The 14,728-nt window shown below is 45.1% G+C and carries 13 protein-coding genes and 1 tRNA gene; 11 read left to right on the top strand and 3 right to left on the bottom strand.

Going from position 1 to position 14,728, the window contains the following annotated elements:
* The first annotated feature begins 35 nt into the window (after nucleotides 1-35).
* The 5 genes from ACED41_RS13165 to ACED41_RS13185 all read left to right on the top strand — a co-directional run bounded on the left by ACED41_RS13165 (nucleotide 36) and on the right by ACED41_RS13185 (nucleotide 5,795).
* Nucleotides 36-326 (top strand): YcgL domain-containing protein, encoded by a 291-nt coding sequence (locus ACED41_RS13165; protein WP_017062372.1) that lies wholly within the window; start codon nucleotides 36-38, stop codon nucleotides 324-326.
* Between the two features lie 30 nt (nucleotides 327-356).
* Nucleotides 357-1,355 (top strand): lytic transglycosylase domain-containing protein, encoded by a 999-nt coding sequence (locus ACED41_RS13170; RefSeq protein WP_017062371.1) that lies wholly within the window; start codon nucleotides 357-359, stop codon nucleotides 1,353-1,355.
* 135 nt (nucleotides 1,356-1,490) lie between these two features.
* The gene (locus ACED41_RS13175; protein WP_017063421.1) at nucleotides 1,491-2,411 is read left to right on the top strand and encodes a LysR family transcriptional regulator; all 921 of its coding nucleotides are present in this window, start codon (nucleotides 1,491-1,493) and stop codon (nucleotides 2,409-2,411) included.
* Between the two features lie 205 nt (nucleotides 2,412-2,616).
* Complete coding sequence (locus tag ACED41_RS13180; RefSeq protein WP_017070302.1) at nucleotides 2,617-3,816, top strand: NupC/NupG family nucleoside CNT transporter; 1,200 nt, start codon at nucleotides 2,617-2,619, stop codon at nucleotides 3,814-3,816.
* Nucleotides 3,817-3,980: 164 nt separating this feature from the next.
* On the top strand, nucleotides 3,981-5,795 hold the full coding sequence (locus tag ACED41_RS13185; protein ID WP_371725108.1) for a cation:proton antiporter: 1,815 nt from the start codon (nucleotides 3,981-3,983) through the stop codon (nucleotides 5,793-5,795).
* Between the two features lie 126 nt (nucleotides 5,796-5,921).
* Here the strand turns inward: ACED41_RS13185 and folD are convergent, their stop codons facing one another.
* A complete protein-coding gene (gene folD, locus ACED41_RS13190) occupies nucleotides 5,922-6,779 on the bottom strand; it encodes a bifunctional methylenetetrahydrofolate dehydrogenase/methenyltetrahydrofolate cyclohydrolase FolD (RefSeq protein ID WP_017062367.1) in 858 nt (285 codons plus the stop codon).
* A gap of 211 nt (nucleotides 6,780-6,990) precedes the next feature.
* On the opposite strand from folD, the gene ACED41_RS13195 reads away from it, so the two are divergent.
* Both ACED41_RS13195 and aroC read left to right on the top strand, forming a co-directional pair.
* Nucleotides 6,991-7,067: transfer RNA gene (locus ACED41_RS13195), tRNA-Arg, on the top strand.
* 269 nt (nucleotides 7,068-7,336) lie between these two features.
* A complete protein-coding gene (gene aroC / locus ACED41_RS13200) occupies nucleotides 7,337-8,422 on the top strand; it encodes a chorismate synthase (RefSeq protein ID WP_017062360.1) in 1,086 nt (361 codons plus the stop codon).
* Nucleotides 8,423-8,572: 150 nt separating this feature from the next.
* Here the strand turns inward: aroC and ACED41_RS13205 are convergent, their stop codons facing one another.
* On the bottom strand, nucleotides 8,573-9,196 hold the full coding sequence (locus ACED41_RS13205; protein ID WP_017062358.1) for a trimeric intracellular cation channel family protein: 624 nt from the start codon (nucleotides 9,194-9,196) through the stop codon (nucleotides 8,573-8,575).
* Between the two features lie 299 nt (nucleotides 9,197-9,495).
* Here ACED41_RS13205 and ACED41_RS13210 point away from each other — a divergent pair, with 299 nt between their 5' ends.
* The 3 genes from ACED41_RS13210 to ACED41_RS13220 all read left to right on the top strand — a co-directional run bounded on the left by ACED41_RS13210 (nucleotide 9,496) and on the right by ACED41_RS13220 (nucleotide 10,997).
* Nucleotides 9,496-10,026, top strand: a complete 531-nt coding sequence (locus ACED41_RS13210; protein ID WP_017063424.1) for an elongation factor P hydroxylase — start codon at nucleotides 9,496-9,498, stop codon at nucleotides 10,024-10,026.
* A 9-nt stretch (nucleotides 10,027-10,035) separates the two neighbouring features.
* On the top strand, nucleotides 10,036-10,299 hold the full coding sequence (locus ACED41_RS13215) for a YfcL family protein (protein ID WP_017063425.1): 264 nt from the start codon (nucleotides 10,036-10,038) through the stop codon (nucleotides 10,297-10,299).
* Between the two features lie 176 nt (nucleotides 10,300-10,475).
* Complete coding sequence (locus ACED41_RS13220) at nucleotides 10,476-10,997, top strand: NADPH-dependent FMN reductase (RefSeq protein WP_017062355.1); 522 nt, start codon at nucleotides 10,476-10,478, stop codon at nucleotides 10,995-10,997.
* 116 nt (nucleotides 10,998-11,113) lie between these two features.
* On the opposite strand, the gene mnmC is transcribed toward ACED41_RS13220, so the two are convergent.
* The gene (mnmC, locus tag ACED41_RS13225) at nucleotides 11,114-13,192 is read right to left on the bottom strand and encodes a bifunctional tRNA (5-methylaminomethyl-2-thiouridine)(34)-methyltransferase MnmD/FAD-dependent 5-carboxymethylaminomethyl-2-thiouridine(34) oxidoreductase MnmC (RefSeq protein ID WP_206360671.1); all 2,079 of its coding nucleotides are present in this window, start codon (nucleotides 13,190-13,192) and stop codon (nucleotides 11,114-11,116) included.
* A 128-nt stretch (nucleotides 13,193-13,320) separates the two neighbouring features.
* On the opposite strand from mnmC, the gene fabB reads away from it, so the two are divergent.
* Nucleotides 13,321-14,532, top strand: a complete 1,212-nt coding sequence (gene fabB / locus ACED41_RS13230) for a beta-ketoacyl-ACP synthase I (RefSeq protein WP_017062353.1) — start codon at nucleotides 13,321-13,323, stop codon at nucleotides 14,530-14,532.
* Nucleotides 14,533-14,728 lie beyond the last annotated feature (196 nt).

The following is a 14,728-nucleotide window of genomic DNA, read 5'->3' on the forward strand; positions in this document are numbered from 1 at the left end:
GAGTTTTGTAGTCATAATCAATTAAAAGGTTTGTCATGCTGTGTTCTATATATAAAAGCTCAAAGAAAGAAGGAACATACCTTTATATCCCTAAGAAGGATGATTTTTCACAAGTTCCTGACGCATTGATGCAAATGTTTGGTAAACCTAGTTTTGTAATGGTAATTAAAATGGATGGCCGTAAACTGGCTCAAGTAAACATCGAAAAAGTGAAAGAATCACTGAATACCGATGGTTTCTTTTTACAGGTTCCGCCACCACCAGTTAACGAACTTGAGCTTCATAAAGAGCGTAAAGCTCAACAGAAATCTCAAGACGAAGAGTGATAGCCACCTCAATTCAAGGAGGAGTGATCGTTGAGTAAATTTTCGAAAACCATATTGGCTGTGTCGGCATTACTATTGGGTAATAGCCTGACCATAAGTTCAGTACAAGCTGAAGAACTGAGCTTCGAGCAATATGTAGAAAAACTAAAACAACAAGGCCGTGAAGAAGGCATCTCTGAAGCGATCATTGATGAAGCCTTTGATGGTGTAACGTTTAAGCCAAGAGCGGTAAAAGCCGACAAAAACCAACCTGAGAAAAAACTGACTCTGGATGAATACATTCCACGAGCGGTTCCAGATTGGAAAGTGAAGCAAGCAAGGTCACTCTACAAGGAGCATTACACCGCGTTAAAGCGTATTGGTGATGAATATGGTGTTCAACCAAGATTCATTGTCGCGCTATGGGGCGTTGAGAGTAATTTTGGTAAGTTCACGGGCAATTACAGCGTTATCGACGCCCTAACGACCATGGCTTATGAAGGACGCCGAGAAGCTTTCTTCCGTAGCGAAGCGATGGCGGCATTGAAGATTCTTGATCAAGGCCATATTGCACCAAAAGAGATGAAAGGCTCTTGGGCTGGTGCGATGGGTCAACCTCAGTTTATGCCAAGCTCATTCTTAGCTTACGCCGCTGATGGCAGTGGTGATGGCAAGAAAGACATTTGGGGCACTGAAGAAGACGTATTTGCTTCGGCGGCCAATTATCTCAGCCAATCAGGGTGGGATGACAAATATACTTGGGGTCGTCAGGTTCATGTTCCGTCAACTGTGTCGATCGATTTACAAGGTCGAGACGAAGACAAAGCGAAATACTTAAAAGAGTGGTCTGAACTCGGTATTAAACGCTATGACGATCGCCCACTGCCAACACTTGATGAAGACATTAAAGCTTGGTTAATCATGCCGGATGATGAAACCGGACGTTCGTACCTCATTTATAACAACTACAATGTGTTAATGAAGTGGAATCGTTCTTACTACTTTGCTTTGGCAGTAAGCCACCTAGCCGACAGAATTAAGTTTGATTAACAGACCTAAGTCGCTTTGAATAGCATTTGGCCTATCATAGGCAGAACGAACTAAAGGACTCTTCGGAGTCCTTTTTGATTTTATATTTCAGAGATTTAATAAGGTGATCTTGTGCTAACAGATAGAGCTGCACAGATGGTGATATTCCATGCGCTGATCAAGCACGAAGGCTTTACCAGTGCTGCAAAAAGCTTGAACGTTTCGGTGTCTCATATCAGTAAGCAAGTCGCTTTGCTTGAAGACTCAATCGGCATCAAGTTGGTACAACGAACCACACGAAGCCTCACGCTGACTGAAGCGGGAGACGTATTCTATCAACATTGTGAGCAGCTGTTTAACACGGTGAAAGCAGCTCAGATGGATATGGATAGCCAGCGCGATGATATCTCTGGAATACTACGCGTCGGTTTGTCGCAGTCATTTGGCACACTCCATATCATTCCGGCGATTGATCAACTCAGACAGCTTTATCCTCAGTTGAGAATCGAGGTCCACTTGTTCGACTATAAGGTGGACATGATTGAAGAGCGCTTGGATCTCTGGATCACCAACAATGAAGATTTGCCTGAAGGTTACATTGCGCAGCGATTAGCCGACAGTCAGTTTGTGGTGGCTGCGTCACCGGATTATCTGATTAAGGCTGGGACGCCACATGTACCTTCCGATTTGATTGACCATAACTGTCTTATCTATCGCAGCCGTGAACGAGATTACACATCGTGGGCGTTTGATAATGGCCAAGAGAACCTTAGCGTTAAAGTAGCGGGTGATTACTCGGTGGATCTAGCTGAGGCCGTGCGAGACGCAGCCGTATCAGGGTGGGGTGTGGCTTACTTAGCAACTTACTTAGTAAAAGAAGAGTTTAGAACGGGCAAATTAATCCAAGTTTTGCCGGAATGGAGAGCGAGTCAATTAATGCCATTCTATGCCGTTTACCCGAGCCGAAAGAATATGCCGAAGAAGCTTTCGGCAGTGATTGAGTTCATTAAAGATCATATCGGGTCGCCGACGTATTGGGACAAAAACCTCAAAACTTGCGTTGAACTGCATCGCTAACTGTTTCCTAATCTATAAATATAATTTCCATATGGAAAAAGTACGCTTTTTAATCAAAGTTAATTATTAAAATTCAATAACTTAATTATACTCATAGTTAAATCGTGATTACCCCAACATCACATTAACAACCTCAGCTTGCCGCAAACGATTTCCTCTATAGAATGCGTCGCCTTTCCTACCTACAACTTTTAGGTTGACGCACATGGCTTCCCTACTTGGAATTATCACTATTTTAGTTGCCGCTTGGTTACTATCTACGGACAGAAAAAATATTCCACTAAGAACAGTCTCTTTGGCTTTCTTATTACAAATCTCATTCGCGCTGTTGGTTCTGTATGTACCAATGGGTAAAGAAGCGTTGAATGCAGCCACAGGTGCGGTATCTAGCTTGATCAACTACGGTCAAGAGGGGATTAACTTCCTATTTGGTGGCCTAACGAATAACGGATTTGTTTTCGCGATTAACGTTCTAGGCATCATTATCTTTTTCTCTGCACTGATCTCTGGTTTGTACCACATCGGCTTTATGCCAAAGGTGATCAACCTTATCGGTGGCGCACTACAAAAGTTTTTGGGCACAGGTCGTGCGGAGTCACTGTCTGCGACTGCAAACATTTTCGTTGGCATGATTGAAGCTCCATTGGTGGTTAAGCCTTACTTGAAGCACATGACGGATTCACAACTGTTTGCTGTGATGGTGTGTGGTTTGGCTTCTGTCGCTGGTGGTACGCTAGTGGGTTACGCATCGCTTGGCGTTGATCTAAATTACCTGATCGCAGCTGCATTTATGTCTGCACCTGCTGGCCTATTGATGGCTAAGATCTTAGTACCAGGTAGCGCAGATGACGCTCAAGAAAATATTGAGTCTGACGTTGAAATTCCACGAGCAACAAACGTAGTTGAGGCAATGGCAGATGGGGCTATGTCTGGACTTCGTATTGCCGTTGCGGTGGGTGCAACACTTCTTGCCTTTATCAGTGTGATTGCAATGCTGAATGGCTTGCTAGGTATCGTTGGCGGCTGGTTTGGCGTAAACCTAAGCTTCGAACTTATCCTAGGTTATGTGTTTGCACCCGTTGCATGGCTGATCGGTGTACCGTGGTCTGAGGCTGTGGTTGCGGGCTCATTGATCGGTAACAAGATTGTCGTGAACGAGTTCGTGGCTTTCATCCAACTAATGGATGCTAAAGAGGCACTAAGTGAGCACTCGCAAGCGATCGTAACTTTCGCTCTATGCGGCTTTGCTAACATCTCTACCATGGCGATTCTTATCGGTGGTTTGGGCAGCTTAGTTCCAGAGCGTCGCTCTTTCATCTCACAATATGGCTTCAAAGCAATTTGTGCAGGTGTGTTTGCTAACCTAATGAGTGCTGCTATTGCTGGTGTTGTACTTTCTCTATAGTTAACTGATCATGACTTTACTCCCCCTATAGTAAAGTGACTGATTAATCACAATAATATTCGGTTAGCGTGAAAAAGAGAGCCTATAGTGTAAGAACGTAGGCTTTCTTATTTCATTGAATAGTTTGTACCACAGGGTGTGGTGCAAACCTTTTAGGGGCACAAATGGATTTGTCGATTACTTCTTCTTTGGCGTTAATTGGACTCTTGTCTTTAGCTTGTCAGCAGCTCGGCTGGCGTTTACGTCTTCCCGCCATTCTCCCTCTCCTTATCGTTGGCCTATTGTTAGGTCCCGGCCTGAATATTCTAAATCCCGATGCCATTTTCGGTGATGTGCTGTTTCCTATGATCTCCTTAGGGGTTGCCATCATCTTGTTTGAAGGAGCATTGACCCTAAATTTCAAAGAAATCAGAGGCCATGGCCGGATGGTGACTCACCTCGTGAGTTTCGGCATGTTGATTACATGGGCGTGTATCGTGGTGGGGGCATACTACTTTGTGGACTTCAGTTGGCCGTTAGCCGCACTGTTTGGTGCATTAGTTGTGGTAACTGGCCCTACGGTAATCGTGCCCATGCTTCGCAGTATTCAGCCTAAATCTTCGTTAGGCAGTATCTTGCGATGGGAAGGGATAGTAATTGATCCGATTGGCGCTCTGTTTGCGGTTCTCGTCTACGAGTACATTGTTTCTTCTGCCGACCCTACCGGACACGTTCTGTCAGCTCTGGGCCTGACGTTAGTCATAGGTTTAGGCTTAGGGATCATCGGTGGCCATTTGATTGCCAAGATGCTGCAAGGGCATTGGGTACCGCACTATTTACGTAATGTGGCTGTGCTGACGCTAATGTTGGCGGCGTTCTCGTTGTCTAATGATCTGAGTGAAGAATCGGGTTTATTAACCGTGACCATCATGGGGATCTGGCTTGCCAACGTGAAGGGCTTGGACATCGAAGACATCATCGAATTCAAAGAAACCCTGACCGTGTTACTTATTTCTGCGTTGTTTATTCTGTTAGCCAGTCGACTCGATTCGGGGGCTTTCCTTTCGATAGGTTGGGGCGGTATTGGGTTGCTAGCGGTGGTTATGTTGGTGGCTCGCCCGTTAAGCGTGTGGATCAGCGGGATCGGTACGGATCTTAATTCGGCGGATAAATGGTTTTTGAGTTGGATGGCACCTCGCGGGATCGTAGCAGCCGCGGTTTCTTCTCTGTTTGCGATAAAACTGCAAGAGAAGCAATTGATTGAAGGCGCAGATCTGCTCGTGCCCATGGTGTTCTTAGTCATTATTGGTACGGTTGTGATTCAGAGCTTAACCGCGAGCTGGTGGGCGAGAAGGCTAGGGGTCACTCAAGAGAAAGCGCAAGGGGTTATCTTCTTTGGCGCCACTCACTTTGCAAGACAATTTGCCAAGGTGCTAGCCACACACAACATCAACAGTGTGCTTGCTGATACTAACTGGGAAAGCATTCGCTTAGCTCGTATGGATAACTTGAATGTTTACTTTGGTAACCCAGCTTCAAGCCACGCGGAAAACAATTTGGAACTCGATGGGATAGGGCGTGCGATGATCGTCTCGCCTTATCGTCAAACCAACCCGTTAGTCAGCATGCATTACCAAGACGAGTTTGGTGCCAATAAGGTGTTTGAGCTTGAATCGTCAGAGACTAAGCATGAAAGACATCAAGTGAGCCGCAATGGCAATCGAAGTCTGTTCTCGGAAGGGATTACCTATTCTAAGCTTAACTCACTGATGGCTCAGGGTAGCCAAATTAAAAGTACAGGTTTGACCGAGGCATTTGATTTAAAAGAGTTTAATGCTTTGTATCCTAAAGCCATTCCTCTTGGGGTGATCACTGGCGGTGATTTCCGTTTAATGACACAAGGATCTGAGTTGGAAAAACTCATATCAACGGAGTGTGAGCTTATTAGTTTATTACCGCCTTCTGAACAGACGGAAAAAGTTGAGAGTCCAGATAAGTAGCAACGAGCACTTCATCAAAAGCGAGTCACCCCGTTGTAAAAACGAATAGCTAAGTACCAAAGCATCAAAAAAGCCGCAACGTTCATCACGTTGCGGCTTTCTAATTTTATTTATATGCGCTGCGGACTACTTCGAGTGAAATTGCTCGCAAGCGATCATGGTGTTCTCGATTAGGCTCGCAACCGTCATTGGGCCAACACCACCCGGCACAGGTGTGATGAAGCTTGCGCTTTCTTTCGCTACGTCGTATTCAACGTCGCCCACTAGTTTGCCAGATTCTAAACGGTTGATACCAACATCGACCACAACAGCGCCTTTCTTAATCCAAGCGCCAGGAATGAAGTTAGGCTTACCAACGGCAACTACAACAACGTCTGCTTGACGCACGTGACCTTCAAGGTCTTTGGTGAAGCGGTGACATGTTGTCGTTGTACAACCTGCTAGAAGAAGTTCTAGCGTCATTGGGCGACCTACAATGTTTGATGCGCCAACCACAACCGCGTGTTTACCACGTAAGTCGATGTTGTAACGGTCAAGCAGCGTGATGATGCCTTTTGGCGTACAAGAGCGAAGCTTAGGCATGCGCTGAGCCAAACGGCCGACATTGTATGGGTGGAAGCCGTCAACGTCTTTCTCTGGCGTGATACGCTCAAGAACGTGAGTGCTATCAATGCCAGCTGGTAGAGGTAGTTGAACAAGAATACCGTCGATCTCTGGATCGTCGTTCAGTTGGTCTACCAATGTTAACAATTCGTCTTCTGTCGCAGTGGCTGGCAAGTCGTAAGATTTAGATACGAAGCCAACTTCTTCACACGCTTTACGCTTACTTCCAACGTAAACCTGAGAAGCAGGGTCTTCACCCACTAAAACAACCGCTAGGCCCGGAGCGCGTAATCCAGCTTCAGTACGAGCTTTTACACGTGCAGCAACTTCGGAGCGAACCGTTTGAGAAATTAGCTTTCCATCAATATTTTGAGCAGTCATGAATTTCCTTAGTATTGATATTCAAGTTAGTGGCTGATGTTTTTGGCGCATTATTCCAGAAAATCTTTTTGATTACCATCAAGCAAACGTTTGCTTTGCTCTATTTTCCAACACTTATATGTTTGTTGGCCTTTTTTTACCCACTTAGATCAGAATGTTACATAAAGCCGTTGCTTTACTGATTCGAATTCGTATAATTCGTTCCTGTAGCGCGCCCTTAGCTCAGCTGGATAGAGCACCTCCCTTCTAAGGAGGTGGTCGAAGGTTCGAATCCTTCAGGGCGTGCCATTATTTAAAGAAACCCGATAACTCTCCGAGTTGTCGGGTTTTTTGCATTTTACATATCATAAAACACTTCTTTTCAAGCGCGACTCATTTTCTTCTGTTATTCGTTTCATTCGGCTTATGTAATAGAAAGTTAAAATTGTTCGTTTTTTGGGGTTTACATCATTTGGTAATAAAGCCACTATGAATTCACGAAGAATAGACAAGTAAAGCTATTAGCCAGTCGGTTTAGGAATCAAACCTTCTGATTGATGGCTGATTTAGAGGAAGCAATGGCAGGAAACAGTATCGGACAACACTTTCGAGTGACCACATTCGGAGAGAGTCACGGTATCGCACTAGGATGTATCGTAGATGGGTGCCCACCAGGATTAGAAATTACCGAAGCAGACCTTCAAAGAGATTTGGATCGTCGCCGCCCTGGTACTTCTCGCTATACAACGGCTCGTCGTGAAGCGGATGAAGTGAAAATCTTATCAGGTGTATTTGAAGGCCAAACTACGGGTACTTCTATTGGTCTATTGATTGAAAATACAGACCAACGCTCTAAAGACTATTCCGAAATTAAAGACAAGTTCCGCCCTGGCCACGCTGACTATACGTACCATCAAAAGTACGGTGTGCGTGATTACCGAGGTGGTGGTCGTTCTTCAGCTCGTGAAACTGCAATGCGTGTTGCTGCAGGTGCAATTGCGAAGAAATACCTAAAACAAGAATTTGGTGTTGAAATCCAAGCTTACCTTTCTCAAATGGGTGATATCTCAATTGATAAAGTGGATTGGAACGAGATTGAAAACAACGCTTTCTTCTGTCCAGATGCCGACAAAGTACCAGAATTTGATCAACTGATTCGTGACTTGCTAAAAGAAGGCAACTCGATCGGTGCGAAGATTCAAGTGGTTGCGACTAAAGTGCCAGTAGGCCTTGGTGAGCCAATCTTTGATCGTCTAGATGCTGACATCGCGCACGCTCTAATGAGCATTAACGCTGTGAAAGGTGTTGAGATTGGTGATGGCTTCGATGTTGTTAATCAACGCGGTAGTGAACACCGTGACCCATTAACTCCAGAAGGTTTCAGCAGCAATCATGCTGGCGGTATCTTAGGTGGTATCTCTACTGGTCAAGATATTGTGGCAAGCATTGCGCTTAAACCAACATCAAGCATCACTGTACCTGGTGACACAATCACGAAAGATGGTGAAGCAACGCAGCTAATCACGAAAGGTCGTCACGATCCATGTGTTGGCATCCGTGCGGTACCTATTGCAGAAGCAATGCTGGCTATCGTGCTGCTTGACCACTTGCTACGTCATCGTGGTCAAAACTTTGGTGTGACAACTGAAACACCACAAATCTAATTCTGCTTCTTTTTATTTAGAATAGAATTGGTAGAAACAAAAAAGGGTTGCTTCGTAATGAAGTAACCCTTTTTCACATTAGCAGGATTATTCGTCCGGTTAGCGACTATCGTCATTAAAGACAGCTAGCAGCTTAAGGCTCTTAATCCATTAATGCACTGAACTTTCAGGATCAAGCTGGAACGAAGGCAAACTCCATTTGAATCTTACAGCCGCCATGCGCAGCAAGTAACCAACTACAAGCGTCACAATTGTCGCCGTGACGTCGTTGATGCCAAGCTCAAGCAAACCTAGGTACAAACCTGAAGCGACAAGTGCGACAGAGGCATACAGCTCTTCATGTAACACCAATGGTGTTTGACGACAGATAAGGTCACGTAACAAACCACCAAAGACACCTGTCACTAATGCCGATACCATGCAAATCATCGGGTGCAGACCCATGGTCATCGCTACTTTGGTACCAATGATACTGAATACGATTAGGCCTAAGGCATCCAAGCGAATAAACAAACCTTTTAGCTTGATAACCCATTTCGCCAACCCGGTTGTAATAACACCTGCTATACAGGTGATGGCCAGATACTGAGGGTTTTCAACCCAACCTAAAGGGTAATGGCCAAGTAAGATATCGCGTACTGTACCGCCGCCAATTGCCGTTGCGCTCGCAACTAACATTACACCAAACCAATCCATTTTTTGTTTGCCAGCACTGAGAGCGCCGGTCATGGCTTCTGCCGTGATGCCAATGATATACAAAACACTTAGTAGCATTGCTGTAGCTCTATAATATAGGTCTATAAATTGGAGTCTTATAGGCCATAGGGATATAAAAATGAAGCGCGAGTGTAGTAGTAAAAATGCTGATTGACGAATGAATATTTGTACCGTGAATGGGCGTTTCAGATTAGCTAAACTAATCATTCACCTTAAAGTGGTGTAATCTGGGAATGGCAATCGATTGTCACTGCAAAGTATAATGGCGAACCCGATGTCATTACGCTTGATAGGGCTTTACCGAGCGCTTAAAAAAAAGCAAAATGCCCCAGTTATTTTTACTTAAATTTGATTTTATGACACACCAATACTCAGACATTATCGATATCTTCAATCAGACCTTTTTTGAAAGCTTTAATACCAAACTAGAGCTAGGGGCTGATGAGCCGATCTATTTGCCTGCTGATGATACTATCCCACACCATCGAATCGTGTTCGCACGTGGCTTTTACGCCTCTGCACTCCATGAGATCGCACACTGGTGCGTTGCTGGGCCTGAGCGTCGTTTACTGGAAGATTTTGGCTATTGGTATGAACCTGACGGTCGAACGGAATCGGTTCAAGCTGAGTTTGAAAAAGTAGAAATTCGCCCACAAGCGTATGAATGGATCATTGCGATGAGCGCAGGCTTTCCTTTTAATGTCAGCTGTGACAATCTACACGGCGATTTTGAGCCAGATCGTTTGGCCTTTATGAATAAAGTACATAGCGAAGTTATGGGTATCTTTGAAGTAGGCTTTCCGCCTCGCGTGAAAATGCTCTCTGAAGCATTACGCAGCTTCTACGATGTAGAACCTTTATGTGCTAGCCAATTTATTGTGAAATAAGAGAATATTATGATTATCGAATTTGAAGAAAAACTACTTGAAGTAATTGATGCTCGCATTGAAAACGCATCAGACGATGAACTGTTTGCTGGTGGTTACTTACGTGGTCATATTTCTCTTTCAGTGGCTTCATGTGAAGAAGAAGGCATTGAAGATGTGGCTGAAGTAAAAGCTCGTATTGAACAGAGCCTAGACGACGCTCGCTCTGAACTAACACCAGCAGACCGCACTATCGTTAATGACCTTTGGGTTGAGCTACAAAACCAAGCTTAATCTCGATGTATTAATACTATCCGCTCAGTCCCTTCCTTTCCCATTTTGCTGAGCGAACTGGTTTATTTGAGACTCGTTCGAAATTTTTGAATGAGTCCGTTCATTTCTTGTGATGGTTACATTTTCTTACTACGTTATTCTAATCCCACTTAACGGAATTACAGAAAGGTCACATCATGAAAGTTATCGCATTTGGCGCAAGCACAAGTTCTACCTCAATCAACAAAACACTAGCAACTTACGCAGCAAACTTGATTGAAGGTGCTGAAGTTAAAGTCCTAGACATCAACGATTACAATGTTCCTATGTTCAGTGAAGACACTGAAAAAGAGATTGGCCAAGCGGAAGGCGCTCAAGCATTCTTGCGCGACCTAGCTGAAGCTGATGCGTTTGTTATCTCGTTCGCAGAACACAATGGTCACTACCCAGCTGCGTATAAAAACCTATTTGATTGGGCGACACGCATTGAGCGTTCAGTATTTGGCGAGAAGCCGGCGGTTTACCTAGCGACTTCACCAGGCCCTGGCGGCGCACAAACGGTACTTGGCGCAGCGACAGGTTCTGCACCTTACTTCGGTGGAAACGTGCAAGCGTCAGTTTCAGTACCAAGCTTCTACGATAACTTTGATTTTGAATCTGGTTCTATCAGCAACGAAGAGATCGTTCTACAGATTAAAGACGCGGTTGCTAAGCTGTAAATACAGCTTCGTTTAGAACAACACGAATAACAAAAAGCCCGAGCGACACAATGTCGTTCGGGCTTTTTAGCTTTTAACTTATTAGTTTCAGATATTCAGATTAGCTGAACTAGAAACTACGGCTTTGATTTAGAATGCTTGTCAGCAACCCATCCAGCCGTTAATGCCTTACCTTTACGCAGTCTGCGTACCCACATTCGACTTGGGTGAATCGCCTCAAGCACATCAACAGGCAAGGGCAGCGGATCGCCACAGATCTGTGATGCTAATACTTCAGCCAATAATGGTGCAGAGCTCAAACCACGTGAACCCAGTCCGATAAAGCAATAAAGGTTAGGGAAGCTTGTTACCGTTTCTACATCCTCAACCGAGTCACGCTGCGGGTTGAAGTTGTGGAGATCTTGGTACTGCTCCTTAATGGCTTCAAAGTCACCAACGTTTCCGACAAACGGAAGGTGGTCACGGCTTACGCTTCGGATACCTTGGCGCGCTAAGTTGTCACTGGTATCGACATCTTTTGTCCATGCTTGGTCTGGTAGTGACCCATGTAGGCGCTCGCCATTGTGCTGCTGAACCTCTATATCAAATTCTTGGTCGATATTGGTTTTGTCGTAGTTCGCACCAATACAGTGATGACCATTGTTGGGGTTCTGTGGCGTCAAATAGCCATCAAAGCACAACACGGTTTTTAGCTGGCTGAGATTTTCCGTGGTCGGAATATGGCTCACTTGGCCTTTAACCGGAGTCAGTGGTACTGGCTGAGTTTGTTCAAACTGAGTGAACTTGTGTCCGTTTGCGACAACTACTTGGTCGTGCTTGGTTTGAATCTCACCTTGAGGTGTATCCATCGTCAGTATCCATTGTTGTTCAGCTTCGAGCCACTCAAGTTGCGTTACTTGATGTTGATAGTGCGCGCTTACTTGGTTGTTCTCTTCTAACTTGCTAATCAAGCCTTGAGTCAGTTGCAGAGGGCTTAGCCAACCACCCAGCGGAAAGTAAACACTCTCTTTATCGACGGGTAAGCCAATCTTTTCGTTGGCTTGCTCTGGCGATAAACGCTGAATCAGGTCGGTGTGGAAGTTGCCTTCCAACATGCGGTTGAGCTTTTTAGTGGAGCCTTGATCCCACATCAAGATGTTCACGCCACACCAACTGTGATCAAATTGAATAGACTGAGCCGCTTGATTAATAAATTGACGAGCAAACAGTAATCCCGGGCCAAACACGCGAGACACGTTCGAGGTCGCTTCGCTTAATAGCGGGTAAATCGCACCTTGGTTGTTACCTGAGGCATTGCCCGCAGCTTGTGGATGTTCACAATAAAGGGTGATATTTTTGCCACGACGGCTTAGCGTTTTGGCTAATGCAGCACTGGCGACACCACCACCAATGATCGCAATGTCTTGGGATTCAGTGTGTTGAGCGAGGCCATACCAAGGTTTGATGTTGGTGTGAGCGTGCTTTTCGCCAAGTCGGCCGGCGATCATTTCTCGCTTAGTACCAAAGCCTTTGACCTTTTTCATTTCAAAGCCAGCTTCAATTAAGCCACGGCGAACAAAGCCAGCAGCGGTGAAGGTGGCGCAGCTACAATCTTGCTTAGCGAGCTTAGCCATGCCGTTGAATAGGTTTTGATTCCACATCTCTGGGTTCTTGCTCGGAGCAAAACCGTCTAAGAACCAAGCATCAACCAAACCTTCACGCGGGGTTGGTACGTTGGGCATGCAATCTTTAATATCGCCAAACCACAAATCAAGCGTGATTGCACCGTCGCCCAGCACAATGCGGTGACATTCAGGTAGAGCAATAGGGTAGTGTTCTTGGAGTTGCGTCGCATACTCGGCTAATTCTGGCCACGATTGGTGTGCTTTGATCAGATCCTCTTTATTTAAAGGATATTTTTCAAAACTGATGAAATGTAACTCTTTGGTCATCGCTTGTGGGTTATCTTTAAGAAAAGCATCGAACCATTGCCAAACTGCAAGAAAGTTCAAACCTGTGCCAAAGCCGGTTTCAGCAATCACAAAGCGGCGTTGTTCATGTTCAAGCCAACGCTCTGGAAGGTGGTTTTGCTTTAAAAAGACGTAGCGAGTTTCTTCTAAACCGTTAACATTGGAGAAGTAAACGTCGTCAAATTGGTCTGAAACTGGCGTGCCAGACTCATTCCATTCCAGTTCTGCATTAGTAATTGAAGTCATAAAATCTATCATTTTGTGATTTGAAGCGATATGTTGGTAGGGATTGTACGAATTTCTAGGAAAGCTGACCACTTTTGTTAGGCTTCTTAGTTATCATCTAGCTGAATTTAGAATTATAGGAATGTCACATGAAACGAGTCGTAATCACCGGTATGGGTATTGTTTCAAGTATCGGTAACAACGTCGAAGAAGTTTTAGCATCACTGAAAGAGGGTAAATCTGGTATTACCGCTTCAGAGCAGTTCAAGGAAAATGGCTTGCGCTCTCAAGTATGGGGTAACCTAAAAATGAACCCTGCTGACCATATCGATCGCAAAAAAATGCGCTTTATGGGTGATGCAGCGGCATTCGCTTATCTTTCAATGGAGCAAGCAATTGCTGATTCTGGCTTAACTGAAGATCAAGTATCTAATGACCGCACGGGTATCGTTGCGGGTTCAGGTGGTGCTTCATCTCTAAACCAAGTAAACGCGGTAGACATCATCCGTGAGAAAGGCGTGAAGCGCGTTGGTCCATACATGGTTCCACGTACAATGGCTTCTACGGTTTCTGCTTGTCTAGCAACTCCTTTCAAAATCCGTGGTGTGAACTACTCTATGAGCTCTGCATGTGCGACATCTGCACACTGTATTGGTCACGCAATGGAGCTTATCCAACTTGGTAAGCAAGACGTTGTATTCGCTGGTGGCGGTGAAGAACTGGATTGGTCTCTGACTATGATGTTCGACGCAATGGGCGCACTTTCTACTAAGTACAACGACACGCCAGAGCTGGCTTCTCGTACCTACGATGCAGACCGTGATGGTTTCGTTATCTCTGGTGGCGGCGGCATGTTAGTTATCGAAGAGCTTGAGCACGCTGTTGCTCGTGGCGCAAAAATCTACGGTGAAATCGTAGGCTACGGCGCAACTTCAGATGGCTACGACATGGTTGCTCCTTCTGGTGAAGGTGCGGTTCGTTGTATGAAGATGGCGATGCAAAACGTTGATGGCGTTGATTACGTGAACACTCACGGTACTTCAACTCCAGTTGGCGACGTTAAAGAGCTAGGCGCTATCCAAGAAGTATTTGGTGGCAACAGCCCAGCAATTTCTGCAACTAAAGCGATGACAGGTCACGCTCTAGGTGCTGCTGGCGTACACGAAGCTATTTACTCAACGCTAATGCTAGATAACGGCTTTATCGCTCCAAGCATTAACGTTTCGAACCTAGACGAAGCTGCTGCTGGCCTAGACATCGTAACTGAAGCTCGTGATCAAGAGCTAACTACAGTTATGTCTAACAGTTTTGGTTTCGGCGGTACGAACGCAACGCTAGTAATCAAAAAGTACCAAGCTTAACTTAAGCTTGAGTTACAGAGACAAGGTTAATCGTTAAAGGGTTGCGCTAGTGCCGATTCAACACGCACAGGTCACCCAGTAATAATGACCATCAGAACAAAGTTTTTAGACGCAGGTTGGTAAACGTGTTTTTTGAACATAGTTTTTAAATCTGGGTTTAGAGATTGAAAGGTTTCCAGAGCTTGACCAGTACTGA

This window comes from Vibrio sp. 1F255, assembly GCF_041439145.1.
Classification (GTDB): Bacteria; Pseudomonadota; Gammaproteobacteria; order Enterobacterales; family Vibrionaceae; genus Vibrio; species Vibrio crassostreae_C.

Coding starts and splice junctions, on each gene's coding strand:
- ACED41_RS13215 (WP_017063425.1), top strand. CDS start 10,036: ATGATTATCGAATTTGAAGAAAAACTACTTGAAGTAATTGATGCTCGC.
- ACED41_RS13180 (WP_017070302.1), top strand. CDS start 2,617: ATGGCTTCCCTACTTGGAATTATCACTATTTTAGTTGCCGCTTGGTTA.
- ACED41_RS13165 (WP_017062372.1), top strand. CDS start 36: ATGCTGTGTTCTATATATAAAAGCTCAAAGAAAGAAGGAACATACCTT.
- fabB (WP_017062353.1), top strand. CDS start 13,321: ATGAAACGAGTCGTAATCACCGGTATGGGTATTGTTTCAAGTATCGGT.
- ACED41_RS13185 (WP_371725108.1), top strand. CDS start 3,981: ATGGATTTGTCGATTACTTCTTCTTTGGCGTTAATTGGACTCTTGTCT.
- aroC (WP_017062360.1), top strand. CDS start 7,337: ATGGCAGGAAACAGTATCGGACAACACTTTCGAGTGACCACATTCGGA.
- ACED41_RS13220 (WP_017062355.1), top strand. CDS start 10,476: ATGAAAGTTATCGCATTTGGCGCAAGCACAAGTTCTACCTCAATCAAC.
- ACED41_RS13205 (WP_017062358.1), bottom strand. CDS start 9,196: ATGCTACTAAGTGTTTTGTATATCATTGGCATCACGGCAGAAGCCATG.
- mnmC (WP_206360671.1), bottom strand. CDS start 13,192: ATGACTTCAATTACTAATGCAGAACTGGAATGGAATGAGTCTGGCACG.
- ACED41_RS13175 (WP_017063421.1), top strand. CDS start 1,491: ATGGTGATATTCCATGCGCTGATCAAGCACGAAGGCTTTACCAGTGCT.
- folD (WP_017062367.1), bottom strand. CDS start 6,779: ATGACTGCTCAAAATATTGATGGAAAGCTAATTTCTCAAACGGTTCGC.
- ACED41_RS13210 (WP_017063424.1), top strand. CDS start 9,496: ATGACACACCAATACTCAGACATTATCGATATCTTCAATCAGACCTTT.